The sequence below is a fragment of the Burkholderia sp. AU18528 genome (genome assembly GCF_002223215.2).
Taxonomy (GTDB): domain Bacteria; phylum Pseudomonadota; class Gammaproteobacteria; order Burkholderiales; family Burkholderiaceae; genus Burkholderia; species Burkholderia semiarida.
The window spans coordinates 1,563,643-1,578,668 of the sequence record NZ_NKFC02000006.1 but is presented as its reverse complement, the minus strand read 5'-3'; the positions used below and the strand labels follow the sequence as shown (position 1 = coordinate 1,578,668).

The window sequence follows — 15,026 nt, the reverse complement described above, 5'->3', positions numbered from 1 at the left end:
TGCTTAACGAATACGTACATATGTGTAATAAATCGAACATTCATTGTCGGTCGTATCGACGTGCTTTCGCTTCAAATTCAGGGCTTACCCTAGGTTTTGGCCCAAAAAACCGAGTGCTATGATCGCGGCCTCACTGGAATGTATCGTTTATTACATGTCGGATTGGCAGCGTCGACACGTAGTTGCGCGCCGGTGCATTCCCGCATGGCCCGGTTTATTCGTCTGGAGGATTCCGTCATGAGGCGGCTCGTAGTACTCACCCTGTTGTCGGCGATGAGCGTGTGCGCGTTCGCCGCGTCGGACCCGGCGGTCGAAGCGAAGAACGGCATGGTCGTGTCGTCGCAGCACTTCGCGTCGCAGATCGGCGTCGACATCCTGAAGGCAGGCGGCAACGCGGTGGACGCGGCGGTCGCCGTCGGCTATGCGCAGGCGGTGACCAACTCGTGCTGCGGCAACATCGGCGGCGGCGGCTTCATGACGATCCATCTGGCCGACGGTCGCGACCGCTTCATCAATTTCCGCGAGACGGCGCCGGCCGCGGCGTCCGCGAACATGTATCTCGATGCGTCGGGCAACGTCATTCCAGAGCAGAGCCTGTACGGCTATCGCGCGGTCGGCGTACCGGGTACGGTGGCGGGCCTCGATCTCGCGCAGCGCAAATACGGGAAGCTGACGCGCCGGCAGGTGATGGCGCCGGCGATCCGGCTCGCGCGCGACGGCTTCGTGCTGACGCGCGGCGATACCGACATCCTCGACACGACGGTCGAGCGCTTCAAAAAGGATCCCGAAGCCGCGCGCATCTTCCTGCGCCCGGACGGCTCGGCGCTGCAGCCGGGCGATCGCCTGGTGCAGAAGGATCTGGCGCGCACGCTCGAGCGCATCGCGGAGCAGGGGCCCGACGCGTTCTATCACGGCGAGATCCCGAAGATCGTCGAGGCGGCGGCGAAGCGCGGCGGCGGCGTGATCACGGCGGCCGATTTCGCGTCCTATCGCGCGCAGGACATGGCGCCGCTGACGTGCACGTATCGCGGCTACGAGTTCGTGTCGGCGCCGCCGCCGAGCTCGGGCGGCGTGACGATGTGCGAGACGCTGAACATCCTCGAAGGGTATGACCTGCGCAAGCTTGGCTACCACTCGGCCGCGGCGGTCCACTACATGACCGAAGCGATGCGCCACGCGTACGAAGACCGCAACACGCTGCTCGGCGATCCGGACTTCATCGACAACCCGATCGCGAAGCTGACGAGCAAGGAATACGCGGCACAGATCCGCAAGAGCATCCATGCCGACACGGCCACGCCGTCGGTCGACGTGCAGCCCGGTGTCGGCGTGCACGAGAAGCCGGAAACGACGCATTACTCGATCGTCGACCATGACGGCAATGCGGTGTCGACGACCTATACGGTCAACGGCCGCTTCGGCGCCGTGGTCATCGCGCCGGGCACCGGTTTCTTCCTCAACGACGAGATGGACGACTTCACCGTGAAGGTCGGCGCGCAGAACCTGTTCGGCCTCGTGCAGGGCACGCGCAACTCGATCGCGCCGGGCAAGCGCCCGCTGTCGTCGATGGCGCCGACCATCGTGAAGAAGGACGGCAAGGTGTTCATGGTGGTCGGCTCGCCGGGCGGCTCGCGCATCATCACGATCACGCTGCAGACCGTGCTGAACGTGATCGACTACGGGATGACGCCGCAGGACGCGGTCGCCGCGCCGCGCATCCATCACCAGTGGCTGCCCGACGCGGTCTATTACGAAACCTACGGCCTGTCGCCCGACACGCTCGCGATCCTGCGCAACATGGGCTACAAGATGGTCGAGCAGACGCCGTGGGGCGCCGCCGAGCTGATCATGGTCGGCCTGCCGGGCACCGAAGCGGCGAGCCGCCAGAGTTCCGGGAACGATTCGTCCGTGTCCGGCAACGTGCGTGTCGGCTTCATCTACGGCTACAACGACCCGCGCCGTCCGGCCGGTTCGGCGATCGGCTACTGACCCGACCGTTTCATCCCGAATCGCTGCCGCCGGCGTTCGCGTTGCCGCGAATGCCGGTGCGGCGGCAGCGCGCCCGTCGGCGGACATCCACCAGCCTGAGCGGCGCGCACCTTTCTTCCGTCAACTCCATCGCCACTCGGCGAACTCCGTCATGAACAAACGAATGTCTGCGGCAGGCTGGATCCTGCTCGCCATGGCAGCCGGCATCCTGATCGGCTACCTGATCTACACGCAGCTTCCGGACAAGCAGTCGGCCGCGGAAATCGCCGGCTACATCTCGCTCGTGTCCGACGTGTTCCTGCGGCTGATCAAGATGGTGATCGGCCCGCTGGTGTTCTCGACGCTGGTCGTCGGCATCGCGCACATGGGCGACGCGGCGTCGGTCGGGCGCGTGTTCGCGAAAGCGTTCGGCTGGTTCGTCACCGCGTCGCTCGTCTCGCTGCTGCTGGGCCTGCTGATGGCGAACCTGTTGCGGCCCGGCGAGAATCTCGGCCTGCCGCTGCCGGACATCGGCGCGTCCGCGCATCTCGCGACGTCCAAGTTCACGCTGAAGGATTTCGTCGGCCACATGGTGCCGAAGTCGATCGCCGAGGCGATGGCGAACAACGAAATCCTGCAGATCGTCGTGTTCTCGCTGTTCTTCGGCGTGGCGCTCGCCGCGCTCGGCGAGCGCGGCAAGATTCTCGTCGCCGCGATCGACCAGCTCGCGCACGTGATGCTGAAGATCACCGGCTACGTGATGAAGCTCGCGCCGCTCGCGGTGATGGCCGCGATGGCGTCGACCGTCGCGGTCAACGGGCTGTCGATCCTGCTGAAGTTCGCGGTGTTCATGGGCGACTTCTACGCGAGCCTCGTGCTGCTGTGGGCCGCGCTCGTCGCGGCCGGGCTGCTGTTCCTCGGCCGCCGCGTGTTCAAGCTGCTCGCGTTGATCAAGGAAGCGTTCATGCTGTCGTTCGCGACGGCCAGCTCCGAAGCCGCGTATCCGAAGATTCTCGACGCGCTCGACCGCTTCGGCGTGAAGCGCAAGATCTCCAGTTTCGTGATGCCGATGGGTTATTCGTTCAATCTCGACGGCTCGATGATGTACTGCACGTTCGCGTCGCTGTTCATCGCGCAGGCGTACAACATCCACCTGTCGCTCGGCACGCAGATCACGATGCTGCTAGTGCTGATGCTCACGTCGAAGGGGATGGCCGGCGTGCCGCGCGCGTCGCTCGTCGTGATCGCGGCGACGCTGCACCAGTTCAACATCCCGGAAGCCGGGCTGCTGCTGATTCTCGGGGTCGACACGTTCCTCGACATGGGCCGCTCGGCCACCAATGCGGTCGGCAACTCGATCGCGAGCGCGGTGGTCGCGAAGTGGGAGGGCGAGCTGATGTCGGAGTCCGAAGCACGCGCGCATGCCGCGCATCTCGATGCCGAACTCGAACGGCAGAACGGCGATCCGGCCTATGGCGCCGGTCAGACCACGGCGACCTGACGCTCAGGCCGCCAGCGCGTCGTCGATGCACGCCGCGAGCACCATCGCGGCGGCGTTGCCCGGCGTCGAGCCGAGCAGTTGCGGCGCATAGACGCTGTCGCCGATCTCGATCGGCCGCCCCGACAGCGCGCACACGCCGCGTTTGCGCGTCGTGAACAGGCGCCACTTCTGGTAGCCGTAGTGTCCGGTGCACGCGTCGCACCACGAAATCATCACGGTGTCGGCCGTGGGCCGTTCGAGCACGTCGATGGTCGGCTTGCTCGTCGCGTCCCACGACGGCAGCCGGTCGCGCGTGACGCTGCGCCGCCGCGGCGCACCCCACGAGACGGACGGCATGTCGAAGCTGCCGATTGCGGCGACGGTCATGAGCCAGGGCGCTGCACGGTTGTTCATGTCTCTGTTCCTCGAAACGTTACGCGGTGCCGCGACGCGCGGCATCACGACAGGCGGATGCGCGGCTGCACCCAGCCGTTGATCCGTTCGGCGATCCACAGCAGGGTCGCCTTGGAAAAGCCGTGCAGCGCCTGCTGGTGCCGCCGGTAGAGCATCAGGTGGCTGAACTGCGCGAAGCGCCCCTGGATGAAGCCGCCGCGGAAGAACCCGAACTGCCCGAGCGTGCCGAATGCGTCGTAGTCGCTGATCGACACCAGCGCGCCGAAATCGTGGAATGCGAACGGCGGAATCGGCGTGCCGTCGAGCCATGCGGGCAGATGCTTCGCGAGGTGCTCGGCCTGCTGCGTCGCGACCTGCGCGGTCGGCGGCAGCGGCCGTTCGTGGCCGTCGGGCAGCAGGCTGCCGCAATCGCCGATCGCGAACACGCACTCGTCGCCGGTCGCCTGCAGCGTGGGGCCGACGACGATCTGGTTCGCGCGGTTCGTGTCGAGCCCGCCCAGCGCCTGCATGAAGTCGGGCGCCTTCACGCCGGCCGCCCAGACCATCAGGTCGGCTTGGGCGAACGACCCGTCGCCGTAGTGGAAACCGTTCGCGTCGGCCGACGTGACGCGCGTCGACGTCAGCACGCGAAAGCCGATCTGTTCGAGCCGCCGCCGGGCCGACGCGGAAATGCGCGGCGGAAACGCGTTGAGGATGCGCGGGCCGCTTTCGAGCAGCGTGAGCTGCAGCCGCTCGCGTACCGTCTCGTCACCGTACGCCTGCGCCACTTCCAGCAAGCGGCTCAGCTCCGCCGCGAGTTCCACGCCCGTCGCGCCCGCGCCGACGATCGCGACGCGAAACGGCTCGTCGCGCGCGATGCTGCGGAACACGCGCATCCGCAACGCTTCGTTGAAGGTCTCGGCTTGCTGCTGGCTGTCGATGAAGTAGCAGTGCTCGCGCACGCCGGGTACGCCGAAATCGTTGGCCTGGCTGCCGAGCGCGAGGATCAGCACGTCGTATTCGAGTTCGCGTGCGCCGATCACCACGTCGCCGTCCCGCGAGCGGATCGCGCCGAGCTGCACGCGGCGGCGCGCGCGATCCAGCCCCTTCAGTTCGCCGGGCTGGTACGTGTAGCCATGATCGCGGGCGTGGGCGAGGAAGATCACCTGTTGCTGCTGGACGTCGCGCGTGCCGGCCGCGATCGTGTGCAGCATCGGCTTCCAGATGTGCGTGGGGCTGCGATCGACGACCGTGATCCGTGCCTGCCCGGACCGGCCGAGACGCTCGCCCAGGCGGGTCGCGAGCTGCAGCCCGGCGATCCCGCCGCCGACGATGACGATGCGTGTAGGGGTTGTCATGGATAAATCATCACGTGATGAATAAGGTATGATCCTAGCGCTTCCCGGCTCCGCGTGTCAACGGAGCGGGGCGGGCCGCCCGATTCCGGCACGTCGAAGCGGGGGCCGGACACGGGCATTCGAATCGTTCAAGGAGCAGGAAAAACGTGGCAGAAGTCACTGAGCGCGCGCCGTCGAAGCGGCGGACGCGCGGACGGCCGCTGGCGGATGCGTCCGTCGGTCCGGACGTGATATTGCGGGCCGCGCGCCGGACGTTCGCGAAGCGCGGCTACGACGCGACGAGCGTGCGTGAAGTCGCGCGCGAGCTGGGCATCGACGCGGCGCTGATCGCCCATCACTTCGGCACGAAGGAAACGTTGTGGCTGGCGGTCGTCGAGCAGATCGTCGAGCTGGCCGAACCGATGTTCGACGCGCTGCGTGCGTTGCGCACGTCGCCGCTGCCGCATCGCGAGCGCGTGCGGCGCGCGCTCGAGCTGTGCGTCGATCACGAATTCGCGGAGCCGGATATCGGCATGTTCTTCTCGACGGCGGCGACCGAGGAGGGCGCGCGGCTCGACCGGCTGCGGGAGCGGCTCGTGCGTCCGTACCACGACGCGATGTTTCCGCTGCTGGCGGACGCGGTCGAGGCCGGCGCGATTCGTCCGGTCGACCCGAACGTGCTGTTCTTCATGATCGCGAGCGCCGTGGGTACGACGGTGTCGTACAGCCACATGATGCTGGAGTTCACGTCGCTGCCCACGCGGCAGCACGAATTCAGGCAGGCCGTGCTCGCGGTCGCGCTGAACATTCTCGGCGACTGAGCGCCGCGCGCGATGCGCGCGGTCACGTCGCCGCGATCAGCCCCAGCTCGCGCACCGCGTTCCGCGCGCTCTCGCGCAGCGCATCGACAAGCGGCGACGGCGCGCGGTATGCGATCGCGAGCTCGTACGCGAGCGGGCTGCCCGCGCCCTTCAGTTCGCAGAACGTAATGCCTCGCGGCTGCATCGGCACGAACAGGCGCGGCATCAGCGCGACGCCGATGCCGCCCGCGACGAGCCCGGCCGTCGTCTGCATCTGGCGCGGCTGCTGGACCACGCGCGGCGCGAAGCCCGCCTGCGCGCACGCCGTCACGATCAGCGCGTGCATGCCGGGCCCGTGGTGCGCGGCAAACATGACCCACGGTTCATCCGCCAGCTCGGCCAGCGCGATGCGGCGGCGCCGCGCGAGCCGGTGGCCGTCGGGCAGCGCGGCCACCATCCGGTCGCGCAGCAGCGGCTCGACATGCACGTCGCCGGCATCGGCCACCGGCAGCACGACGATGCCGACGTCCGTGCGGTCCTGACGCAGCGCGAGCATCTGTTCGGCGGTCGTGCCTTCCTCGAGCTGGAAATCGACGTCCGGATGGCGCTGCTGGAACGCGCGCAGGATCAGCGGCAACAGCGCGTTGACCGTGCTGTCGACGAAGCGCAGCCGCAGCGTGCCGCCGAGGCCGGCGCCCGCGCGGCGCGCCACGGCCACCGCGCGCTCGGCCTGTTCGAGCGCGCGCCGCGCTTCGAGCAGGAACGCTTCGCCGGCCGGCGTGAGCCGCGAGCCGCGGTTGTCGCGCTCGAGCAATGCGACGCCCAGTTCGTCCTCGAGCTTGCGGATCGCCGCGCTGAGCGGCGGCTGAGCCATGTGCAGTCGCTCGGCCGCGCGCCGGAAGCTGAGCGTTTCGGCGACCGCGATGAATTGCCGGAACTGGCGCAGATCGATCATGCGATACCTGCCATGTATCAATAGATCATCGAATTCGTATTTTACCTATCACCCTGCGCTGCCCAGAATGTCCTTGTCGTCAACCGTCGATACTCGGGAGGGCAGATCATGACGGGCAATGAACAGCAGCGCACGGCCATCGTCACGGGCGGGTCGAGCGGGATCGGCTTCGCGATCGCGAGCCGGCTGGTGCGGGACGGGTATCGCGTCGCGCTCGTCGGGCGCGATGCGGCGCGGCTGGAGGCGGCTGTCGCGCGTCTGGGCGGAGCGGCAGTCGGGCAGGCCGGCGATCTGAGCGTGCGACGCGATGCGGAGGCGGTGGTGGCAGCGATCGTCGCAAGATGGCCGCGTATCGACGTCCTCGTCAACAACGCGGGGCGGACCGCCCGCGTCAGTGCGGAAACCGAAGCGAGCGAGGCCGAGGCCGTGTGGGACACCGTGCTCGACGCAAACCTCAAGAGCCTGTTCCTGACGACGATGGCCGTGCTGCCGCACCTCGCCGATCGCGCGGCGCGAATCGTCAACATCGGCTCGATCGCGGCGCGCGCCGGCAGCCTGTTGCCGGGCGGCCTCGCCTATGCGGCCGCGAAGGCCGGCGTCGAAGGCTTCACCGTCGCGCTGGCACGCGAACTCGGGCCGCGCGGCGCGACGGTCAATACGGTGGCGCCCGGCTATATCGCCGGCACGCGTTTCTTCGGGGACGGCGGGGTCGCGCCGGCGGTCGCGGCGATGATCCGCGCGCAGACGCCGGCCGGCCGCGCGGGGCAGCCGGACGACGTCGCCGATGCGGTTGCCTGGCTCGCCGGGCCGCGCGCGTCGTTCGTCACCGGCGCGACGATCGCGGTGAACGGCGGCTGGCGCGTCGGGTGACGCACGGCATCCACGATCGGCGCGTCATTCGCAATCCGTCGGCGGCTTGTCGCCGAGCCAGCGTCGCGCGCCGGGCCCGTTGCGGCCCGCGCGGTCTTCCGGGTTGGTCAGCTTGCAGCGTTTCAGCGACAGGCAGCCGCAGCCGATGCATTCGTCGAGGTTGATGTAGAGCCGCTGCAATTCCTCGATCCGGCTCGCGACGCGCTGCTTCCAGCCGCGCGACAGCCGCTGCCAGTCCTTGTTGGTCGGCGCGGTGTCCTCGGGCAGGCTGACGAGCTGCTCGGCGATTTCGTCGAGCGAATAGCCGATCTTCTGCGCGAACACGATGAACGCGATCAGCCGCAGCACCGCACGCGAATAGTGGCGATGGCTCGAGCCGTTGCGGTGCGACTTGATCAATCCGCGCATCTCGTAGAAACGCAGCGTCGACGCCGGCACGCCGCTGCGCGCGGCCACTTCGCGGATCGACATCAGCGGCCATTGCGGGGTTTCCGGGATACCCATGACGCCCTCCGGGAAAGCTTGACTTGAAGTTAACTTCAACTTTTATGCTACGCGGCAGTTTAACCCGTCGCGAGGCATCATGCGCTCCTTTTCCCTACGCAGGACGTCGCCTTTGGGCGTGGCCTGCGCCCTGTTGCTGGCGTTGTCGGGCTGTCACGACGGCAAAGGCACGTCGTCGGCCCAGCCGCTGCCCGAAGTCGGCGTCGCCACCGTCGCGCCGCGTACCGTTCGCCTCGCGGACGAATTCAACGGACGCGTCGAAGCGGTCGACGCGGTCGAGTTGCGGCCGCGCGTGAGCGGCTATCTGCAGCGTGTCGCGTACAAGGAGGGCGACGTGGTCGCGCAGGGCGCGCTGCTGTTCGAGATCGATCCGCGCCCGTACCGGATCGCGCTCGACCGTGCGAATGCGCAGCTGCAGCGCGCGCGTGCGGCCGCGAACCTCGCGAACCTGCAGCTCAAGCGCGTGCAGACGCTGATCGATGCGCATGCGACGTCGCAGGAGGAACTCGACAACGCGCGCGCCACCGCCGAGCAGGCGCGCGCCGACCTGCAGGCAGCCGACGCGGCCGTGGCCGACGCGAAGCTCAATCTCGGCTTCACCGAAGTGCGCGCGCCGATCGCGGGCCGCGTCGGCCGCGCGGTCGCGACCGTCGGCAACCTCGCGCGCGCGGACGACACGCTGCTGACGACCGTCGTGTCGCAGGATCCGGTCTACGTGTATTTCGATTGCGACGAGCAGAGCTACCTGCGCTACAACGCGCGGCGTGCCGATCCGGCGCATCGCGCGATCGGCGCCGATCCGGTGCGCGTCGGCCTCGCGAACGAGACGGGCTTCCCGCATGCGGGCACCGTCGATTTCCTCGACAACCGGCTCGATCCGCAAACCGGCACGATCCGCGCCCGCGTGCGGCTGCCGAATGCGGACCATACGTTTACGCCGGGCCTGTATGCGCGCGTGCAGCTCGTGAGCGGCCGCGACCAGGATGCATTGCTGGTCGACGACAAGGCCGTGCTGACCGACCAGGACCGCAAGTACGTGTACGTGATCGGCCCCGGCGACAAGGCGTTGCGCCGCGACGTGACGATCGGCCGCGAACTCGACGGCGAGCGGATCGTCGAGAAGGGGTTGCAGGCGGGCGACCGCGTGGTGGTCGACGGCGTGCAGCGCATCTACTATCCGGGCGCGCAGGTGAAGCCGAAGGCGCTGCCCGCGCGCGCCGATGCCGGCGCGCCTGCCGCGCAATGACGGGAGCGATACGATGGATTTCTCCCGCTTCTTCATCGACCGCCCGATTTTCGCGGTCGTGCTGTCGATCGTCATTTTCGCGATCGGCCTGATCTCGATTCCGATGCTGCCGGCCGGCGAATATCCCGAAGTCGTGCCGCCGAGCGTCGTCGTGCGTGCGACGTACCCGGGCGCGAACCCGAAGGAAATCGCCGAGTCGGTCGCCGAACCGCTGGAAGAGGCGATCAACGGCGTCGAAGGCATCATGTACATGAAGTCGGTCGCCGGGTCGGACGGCAGCCTGCAGGTCGTCGTCACGTTCCTGCAGGGCGTCGATCCCGACACGGCCGCCGTGCGCGTGCAGAACCGCGTGAGCCAGGCGCTGTCGCGCCTGCCCGACGAGGTCCGCCAGTACGGCGTGACCACGCAGAAGCAGTCGCCCACGCCGTTGATGTACGTGAGCCTCTATTCGCCGGACAACAGCCGCGATTCGCTGTACCTGCGCAACTACCTGACGCTGAACGTGAAGGACGAGTTGTCGCGGCTGACCGGCATCGGCGACGTCGGCGTGTACGGCTCGGGCGATTACGCGATGCGGCTGTGGCTCGACCCGAACCGGCTCGCATCGCGCGGCCTGACCGCGAGCGACGTGATCGCGGCCGTGCGCGAGCAGAACGTCCAGGTGTCGGCCGGCCAGCTCGGCGCGGAGCCGTCGCCGAAGAAGAACGACTTTCTCGTGTCGATCAACGTGCGCGGCCGCCTGCGCACGGTTCAGGAATTCAGCGACATCGTGCTGCGCAACGGGGACGACGGGCAGGTCGTGAAGCTGTCCGACGTCGCGCGCATCGAGCTCGGCGCGGGTGACTACACGCTGCGCTCGTATTTCAACGACAAGCATTCGGCCGTGGTCGGCATCTTCCTGTCGCCGGGCGCGAACGCGCTCGACGTCGCGAAGGCCGTGTATGCGAAGCTCGACGAGCTGTCGAAGCGCTTCCCGCCTGGCGTCGCGTACCGCCCGGTGTGGGACCCGACGGTGTTCGTGCGCGAATCGATCCGCGCGGTGCAGCACACGCTGATCGAGGCCGTGGTGCTGGTCGTGCTCGTCGTGATCCTGTTCCTGCAGACGTGGCGCGCGTCGATCATTCCGCTCGTCGCGGTGCCGGTATCGGTGGTCGGCACGTTCGCATGGCTCTATCTGCTCGGCTATTCGATCAACACGCTGACGCTGTTCGGGCTCGTGCTCGCGATCGGGATCGTCGTCGACGATGCGATCGTCGTGGTCGAGAACGTCGAGCGCAACATCGCGCAAGGGTTGAGCCCGCGCGATGCCGCACACCAGGCGATGCGCGAGGTGTCGGGGCCGATCGTCGCGATCGCGCTCGTGCTGTGCGCGGTGTTCGTGCCGATGGCGTTCATGTCGGGCGTCACCGGCCAGTTCTACAAGCAGTTCGCGGTGACGATCGCGATCTCGACGGTGATCTCAGCGATCAACTCGCTGACGCTGTCGCCCGCGCTCGCCGCGAAGCTGCTGCGTCCGCACGGCGCGCCGAAGGATGCACTGACGCGCGCGCTCGACCGCGCATTCGGCTGGTTGTTTCATCCGTTCAACCGCTTCTTCGAGCGCAGCGCCGATCGCTATCACGGCGTCGTCGCGCGCACGCTGAAGCGGCGCGGCGTGGTGTTCGCGGTTTATGCGGCGCTGCTCGCGGCGACCGCGCTGCTGTTCGACGCGGTACCGGGCGGTTTCATCCCGGTGCAGGACAAGCTGTACCTGTTCGCGGGCGCGAAGCTGCCGGAAGGCGCGTCGCTCGCGCGCACCAGCGCGGTGACCGAGCAGATGACGAAGATCGCGCTCGGTACCGACGGCGTCGAGATGGTGCCGGCGTTCGCCGGGCTGAATGCGCTGCAGGGCGTGAACACGCCGAACATCACGAACTCCTACGTGATCCTCAAGCCGTTCGACCAGCGTCACCGCAGCGCCGCGCAGATCAACGCGGACCTGAACGCGCGCTTCGCGGCGATTGGCGGCGGCATCACGTATGCCCTGATGCCGCCGCCGATCCAGGGCCTGGGCAACGGCTCCGGGTACGCGCTGTATCTGGAGGATCGCGGCGGCCTCGGCTACGGCGAATTGCAGAAGGCGCTCACCGCGTTCCAGGCCGCGGTCGCGAAGACGCCGGGGATGAGCTATCCCGTCAGCTCGTACCAGGCGAACATCCCGCAGCTCGAGGTGAAGGTCGACCGGCTGAAGGCGAAGGCGCAGGGCGTCGCGCTGACCGATCTGTTCAATACGTTGCAGGTGTATCTCGGCTCGATGTACGTGAACGACTTCAACGTGTTCGGCCGCGTATATCGCGTGATGGCGCAGGCGGATGCCGGCCACCGGCAGACGGCCGCCGACATCGCGAACCTGCGCACACGCAACGCGAAGGGCGAGATGGTGCCGATCGGCTCGATGGTGACGGTCGGGCCTGCGTACGGCCCCGATCCGGTCGTGCGCTACAACGGCTATCCGGCCGCCGACCTGATCGGCGATGCCGATCCGAAGACGATGTCGTCGTCGCAGGCGATCGCGAAGCTGCAGCAGATCGCGAAGGACGTGCTGCCGCCGGGCATCACGCTCGAATGGACCGACCTCAGCTACCAGCAGGTCACGCAGAGCAACGCGGCGATCGTCGTGTTCCCGCTGGCCGTGATGCTCGTGTTCCTGGTGCTCGCGTCGCTGTACGAGAGCTGGACGCTGCCGCTCGCGGTGATCCTGATCGTGCCCGTGTGCATGTGCGCGGCGCTGTTCGGCGTGTGGCTGTCCGGCGGCGACAACAACGTGTTCGTGCAGGTCGGTCTCGTCGTGCTGATGGGGCTGGCGTGCAAAAACGCGATCCTGATCGTCGAATTCGCGCGCGAGCTCGAGATCCAGGGCAAGGGTGTGGTCGAGGCGGCGCTCGAAGCGTGCAAGCTGCGGTTGCGTCCGATCGTGATGACGTCGGTCGCGTTTATCGCGGGCTCGGTGCCGCTGCTGATCGGCAGCGGCGCGGGCAGCGAGGTGCGGGCGGCCACCGGCGTCACCGTGTTCGCGGGGATGCTGGGCGTCACGTTGTTCGGGCTGTTCCTGACGCCCGTGTTCTACGTGACGATCCGCAAGCTCGCGGGCGGCACGCCGGCCGTCTGGAGCGAACAGCATGGCACCCTCGAAGGAGAAAACCGATGAGCGCCGCTTTCCGTCTTTCCGCGCTCGCGATGTCGGTGACGCTTGCCGCATGCGCGGTCGGCCCCGATTTCAAACGACCGGATACGGCCACGGCCGCGCGGTTCGCGCGCGATGCGCATCCGGCGACGCAGCGCGATGCGGCGCCGGCCGATACATGGCCCGATACACGGCCCGATATGCCGCCCGACGCATCGGCGGCGGCCGATGCCGCGTTCTGGCGCGGTTTCGGCGATCCGGCGCTGACGCAGTTGATCGACGCGGCGCTCGCGGCGAACCAGGATCTGCAGGTGGCCGTATCGCGCTACGACGCGGCGAATGCGCTGCTGTCGCAGGCGACGTTTGACCGCTATCCGACAATCACCGCGAGCGGCCGGATCGGCCATCAGTTGATGAGCAAGGACCAGGCGTTCGGCGCGCCGCGCAGCCAGCGCGACGCGCCGACGTCGAGCGTGGGCGTCGATGCCGCATGGGAACTCGACCTGTTCGGCCGCGTGCGGCGCTCGATCGAATCGCAGCGCGCGGAAACGGCCGCCAGCGCGGCCGACGTGCGCGCGGTGCGCGTCGCGATCGCGGGAGAGGTCGCGAGCACGTACGTCGATCTGCGAGGCTCGCAGGAACGATTGCGGATCGCGCGCGAGAACGCCGACAACCAGAAGCAGACGCTTGCGCTGATCAATGCGCGCGTCGGCGCGGGACGCGGCTCCGAACTCGATGCGGCGCGAGCGCGTGCGCAGTACGAATCGACGACGTCGCGGATCGCCGTGTACGAAGCCGCGATCGGCGTCGACGAGCATCGGCTCGCGGTGCTGACCGGGCAGACGCCGGATGCGTTGATCGGCCGGTTCGACCCGCCGAAGACAGTCGCACCGGTGCCGCTGCCGGCGCTCGCGGCCGACATCGATCCCGGCACGCCGGGCGACTTGCTGCGCCGCCGCCCCGATGTCGCGGCCGCCGAGGCGCGGCTGCATGCGGCGACCGCGCGCGTCGGCGTCGCGACGGCCGACCTGTTTCCGCGCTTCACGCTGTCGGGGCTGCTCGGCAGCGCGACGAGCAGCTACGGGTTCTTCCGCGCGGGCAGCGACACGAACCTGATCGCGCTCGGCATCGACTGGTCGTTCCTCGACGTCGGCCGCGTGCGCGCGCGGATCGCCGCGAGCGACGCGGAGGCCGCCGGCCAGCTTGCGCAGTACCGGCAGACCGTGCTCGGCGCGCTGGAGGAAACCGAGAATGCACTGCTGCGCGTCGCGCGCACGCGTGACGAGACCGCTCATCTCGTGCGCGCGGCCGACGACAGCGCGCGCGCCGCGCAACTTGCGCAGGCGCGCTTCTCGGCGGGCGCGATCGACTACTACGAAGTGCTCGACGCGCAACGGACGCTGCTGCAGGCACAGGACGCGGCGGCCGACGGGCGGATGCGCAGCGCGGCATCGACGGTCGCGCTGTACAAGGCGCTCGCGGGCGGCTGGCCGTCGGGTACGGGGCGGGGCGCACAAGGCCCGCTTGCTCAGTCGGAGAAGTAGCGCGAACAGTGCGGCGCGGCGATCGTGGCGTCGCGTCGCTCCGCGCGAAGCAACGCGCAGCGATCGGCGAGCAAGGCGGCAATGGCAATCGCATGAAAGGGTCATCGTTCTCGCGGTAAAATTTGATTGCAAATGCAATTAAGAGAGAGGAACGACCTGACATGAGCGCAACCGAACCCGATCTGTGGTTCTCGTTCGTCCGCGCGCACCGGACGATGATTCGCGAGATCGAGCGTCGCCTCGCGGCGGCGTCCCTGCCCGCATACGCGTGGTACGACGCACTGTGGGGGCTCGAAAGCGGGCCCGACGGCACGCGCCGCATGCACGAACTGGCCGATGTGCTGGCGATCGAGCGCTACAACCTGACGCGGCTCATCGATCGGCTCGAACAGGAGGGGCTCGTCACGCGCACGCGTTCGGCGGACGACGGCCGCGCCGCGTTCGCGAGCATCACCGCCAAGGGGCGGACGCTGCGCAAAAAGATGTGGAAGGTCTACCAGTCGACGGTCGCCGAGCTTTTTCTCGATCAGTTCACTGGCAAGGAGCGGGCGGCGATGGCCGTTGCGCTCGATCGCGCGGCCGTTGCCGCGCGCGACGCGGCAGCCGGAGTGAAGTAACGGTATCCGGCACACGGAGCGGTCGCGCGCCGCCTATCGAGCGCGGCCGCCGGCCGGCCATGCGGCACGAGCCGCCGCGTCGTCAGCCGTTCGAGGCGGGCTGACGCGGCGCGGCAGGTGTCGGGCGCCGCACGGGCGGACCGGGCCGC

The 15,026-nt window shown here is 68.2% G+C and carries 12 protein-coding genes; 8 read left to right on the top strand and 4 right to left on the bottom strand.

The genetic code is table 11. The annotated features are described in order from the left end of the window. Positions 1–237: 237 nt before the first annotated feature. Positions 238–1,989, top strand: coding sequence for a gamma-glutamyltransferase (ggt, locus tag CFB52_RS24055; RefSeq protein ID WP_099317632.1), 1,752 nt, complete (start codon positions 238–240; stop codon positions 1,987–1,989). A 151-nt stretch (positions 1,990–2,140) separates the two neighbouring features. Beyond that, entirely contained in the window at positions 2,141–3,469 is a 1,329-nt protein-coding gene (locus CFB52_RS24050; protein ID WP_059584840.1) for a dicarboxylate/amino acid:cation symporter, read from the top strand. A gap of 3 nt (positions 3,470–3,472) precedes the next feature. On the opposite strand, the gene CFB52_RS24045 is transcribed toward CFB52_RS24050, so the two are convergent. Further along, a complete protein-coding gene (locus tag CFB52_RS24045) occupies positions 3,473–3,862 on the bottom strand; it encodes a DUF3331 domain-containing protein (protein ID WP_059584841.1) in 390 nt (129 codons plus the stop codon). A 44-nt stretch (positions 3,863–3,906) separates the two neighbouring features. Beyond that, a complete protein-coding gene (locus CFB52_RS24040) occupies positions 3,907–5,199 on the bottom strand; it encodes an NAD(P)/FAD-dependent oxidoreductase (RefSeq protein WP_099317631.1) in 1,293 nt (430 codons plus the stop codon). A gap of 146 nt (positions 5,200–5,345) precedes the next feature. Between CFB52_RS24040 and CFB52_RS24035 the strand changes: the two genes are divergently transcribed. Next, positions 5,346–5,999 (top strand): TetR/AcrR family transcriptional regulator, encoded by a 654-nt coding sequence (locus CFB52_RS24035; protein ID WP_060310710.1) that lies wholly within the window; start codon positions 5,346–5,348, stop codon positions 5,997–5,999. Between the two features lie 22 nt (positions 6,000–6,021). Here the strand turns inward: CFB52_RS24035 and CFB52_RS24030 are convergent, their stop codons facing one another. After that, complete coding sequence (locus tag CFB52_RS24030) at positions 6,022–6,933, bottom strand: LysR family transcriptional regulator (protein ID WP_099317630.1); 912 nt, start codon at positions 6,931–6,933, stop codon at positions 6,022–6,024. Between the two features lie 108 nt (positions 6,934–7,041). Here CFB52_RS24030 and CFB52_RS24025 point away from each other — a divergent pair, with 108 nt between their 5' ends. Then, positions 7,042–7,803, top strand: a complete 762-nt coding sequence (locus CFB52_RS24025) for an SDR family NAD(P)-dependent oxidoreductase (RefSeq protein WP_099317629.1) — start codon at positions 7,042–7,044, stop codon at positions 7,801–7,803. 24 nt (positions 7,804–7,827) lie between these two features. Here CFB52_RS24025 and soxR read toward each other — a convergent pair whose 3' ends face one another. Then, positions 7,828–8,307 carry a redox-sensitive transcriptional activator SoxR gene (gene soxR / locus CFB52_RS24020; RefSeq protein WP_059639703.1) on the bottom strand — a complete coding sequence of 160 codons (480 nt, stop codon included), beginning with the start codon at positions 8,305–8,307 and terminating at the stop codon, positions 7,828–7,830. A 79-nt stretch (positions 8,308–8,386) separates the two neighbouring features. Here soxR and CFB52_RS24015 point away from each other — a divergent pair, with 79 nt between their 5' ends. The 4 genes from CFB52_RS24015 to CFB52_RS24000 all read left to right on the top strand — a co-directional run bounded on the left by CFB52_RS24015 (position 8,387) and on the right by CFB52_RS24000 (position 14,877). Beyond that, positions 8,387–9,553: an efflux RND transporter periplasmic adaptor subunit gene (locus tag CFB52_RS24015; protein WP_099317628.1), complete on the top strand. Its 1,167-nt coding sequence runs from the start codon at positions 8,387–8,389 to the stop codon at positions 9,551–9,553. 13 nt (positions 9,554–9,566) lie between these two features. Then, on the top strand, positions 9,567–12,740 hold the full coding sequence (locus CFB52_RS24010) for an efflux RND transporter permease subunit (protein ID WP_099317923.1): 3,174 nt from the start codon (positions 9,567–9,569) through the stop codon (positions 12,738–12,740). Then, positions 12,737–14,260 (top strand): efflux transporter outer membrane subunit, encoded by a 1,524-nt coding sequence (locus tag CFB52_RS24005; RefSeq protein ID WP_099317627.1) that lies wholly within the window; start codon positions 12,737–12,739, stop codon positions 14,258–14,260. Before CFB52_RS24010 ends, CFB52_RS24005 begins: the two co-directional genes overlap by 4 nt. Positions 14,261–14,421: 161 nt before the next feature. Beyond that, positions 14,422–14,877: a MarR family winged helix-turn-helix transcriptional regulator gene (locus CFB52_RS24000; RefSeq protein WP_099317626.1), complete on the top strand. Its 456-nt coding sequence runs from the start codon at positions 14,422–14,424 to the stop codon at positions 14,875–14,877. Positions 14,878–15,026 lie beyond the last annotated feature (149 nt).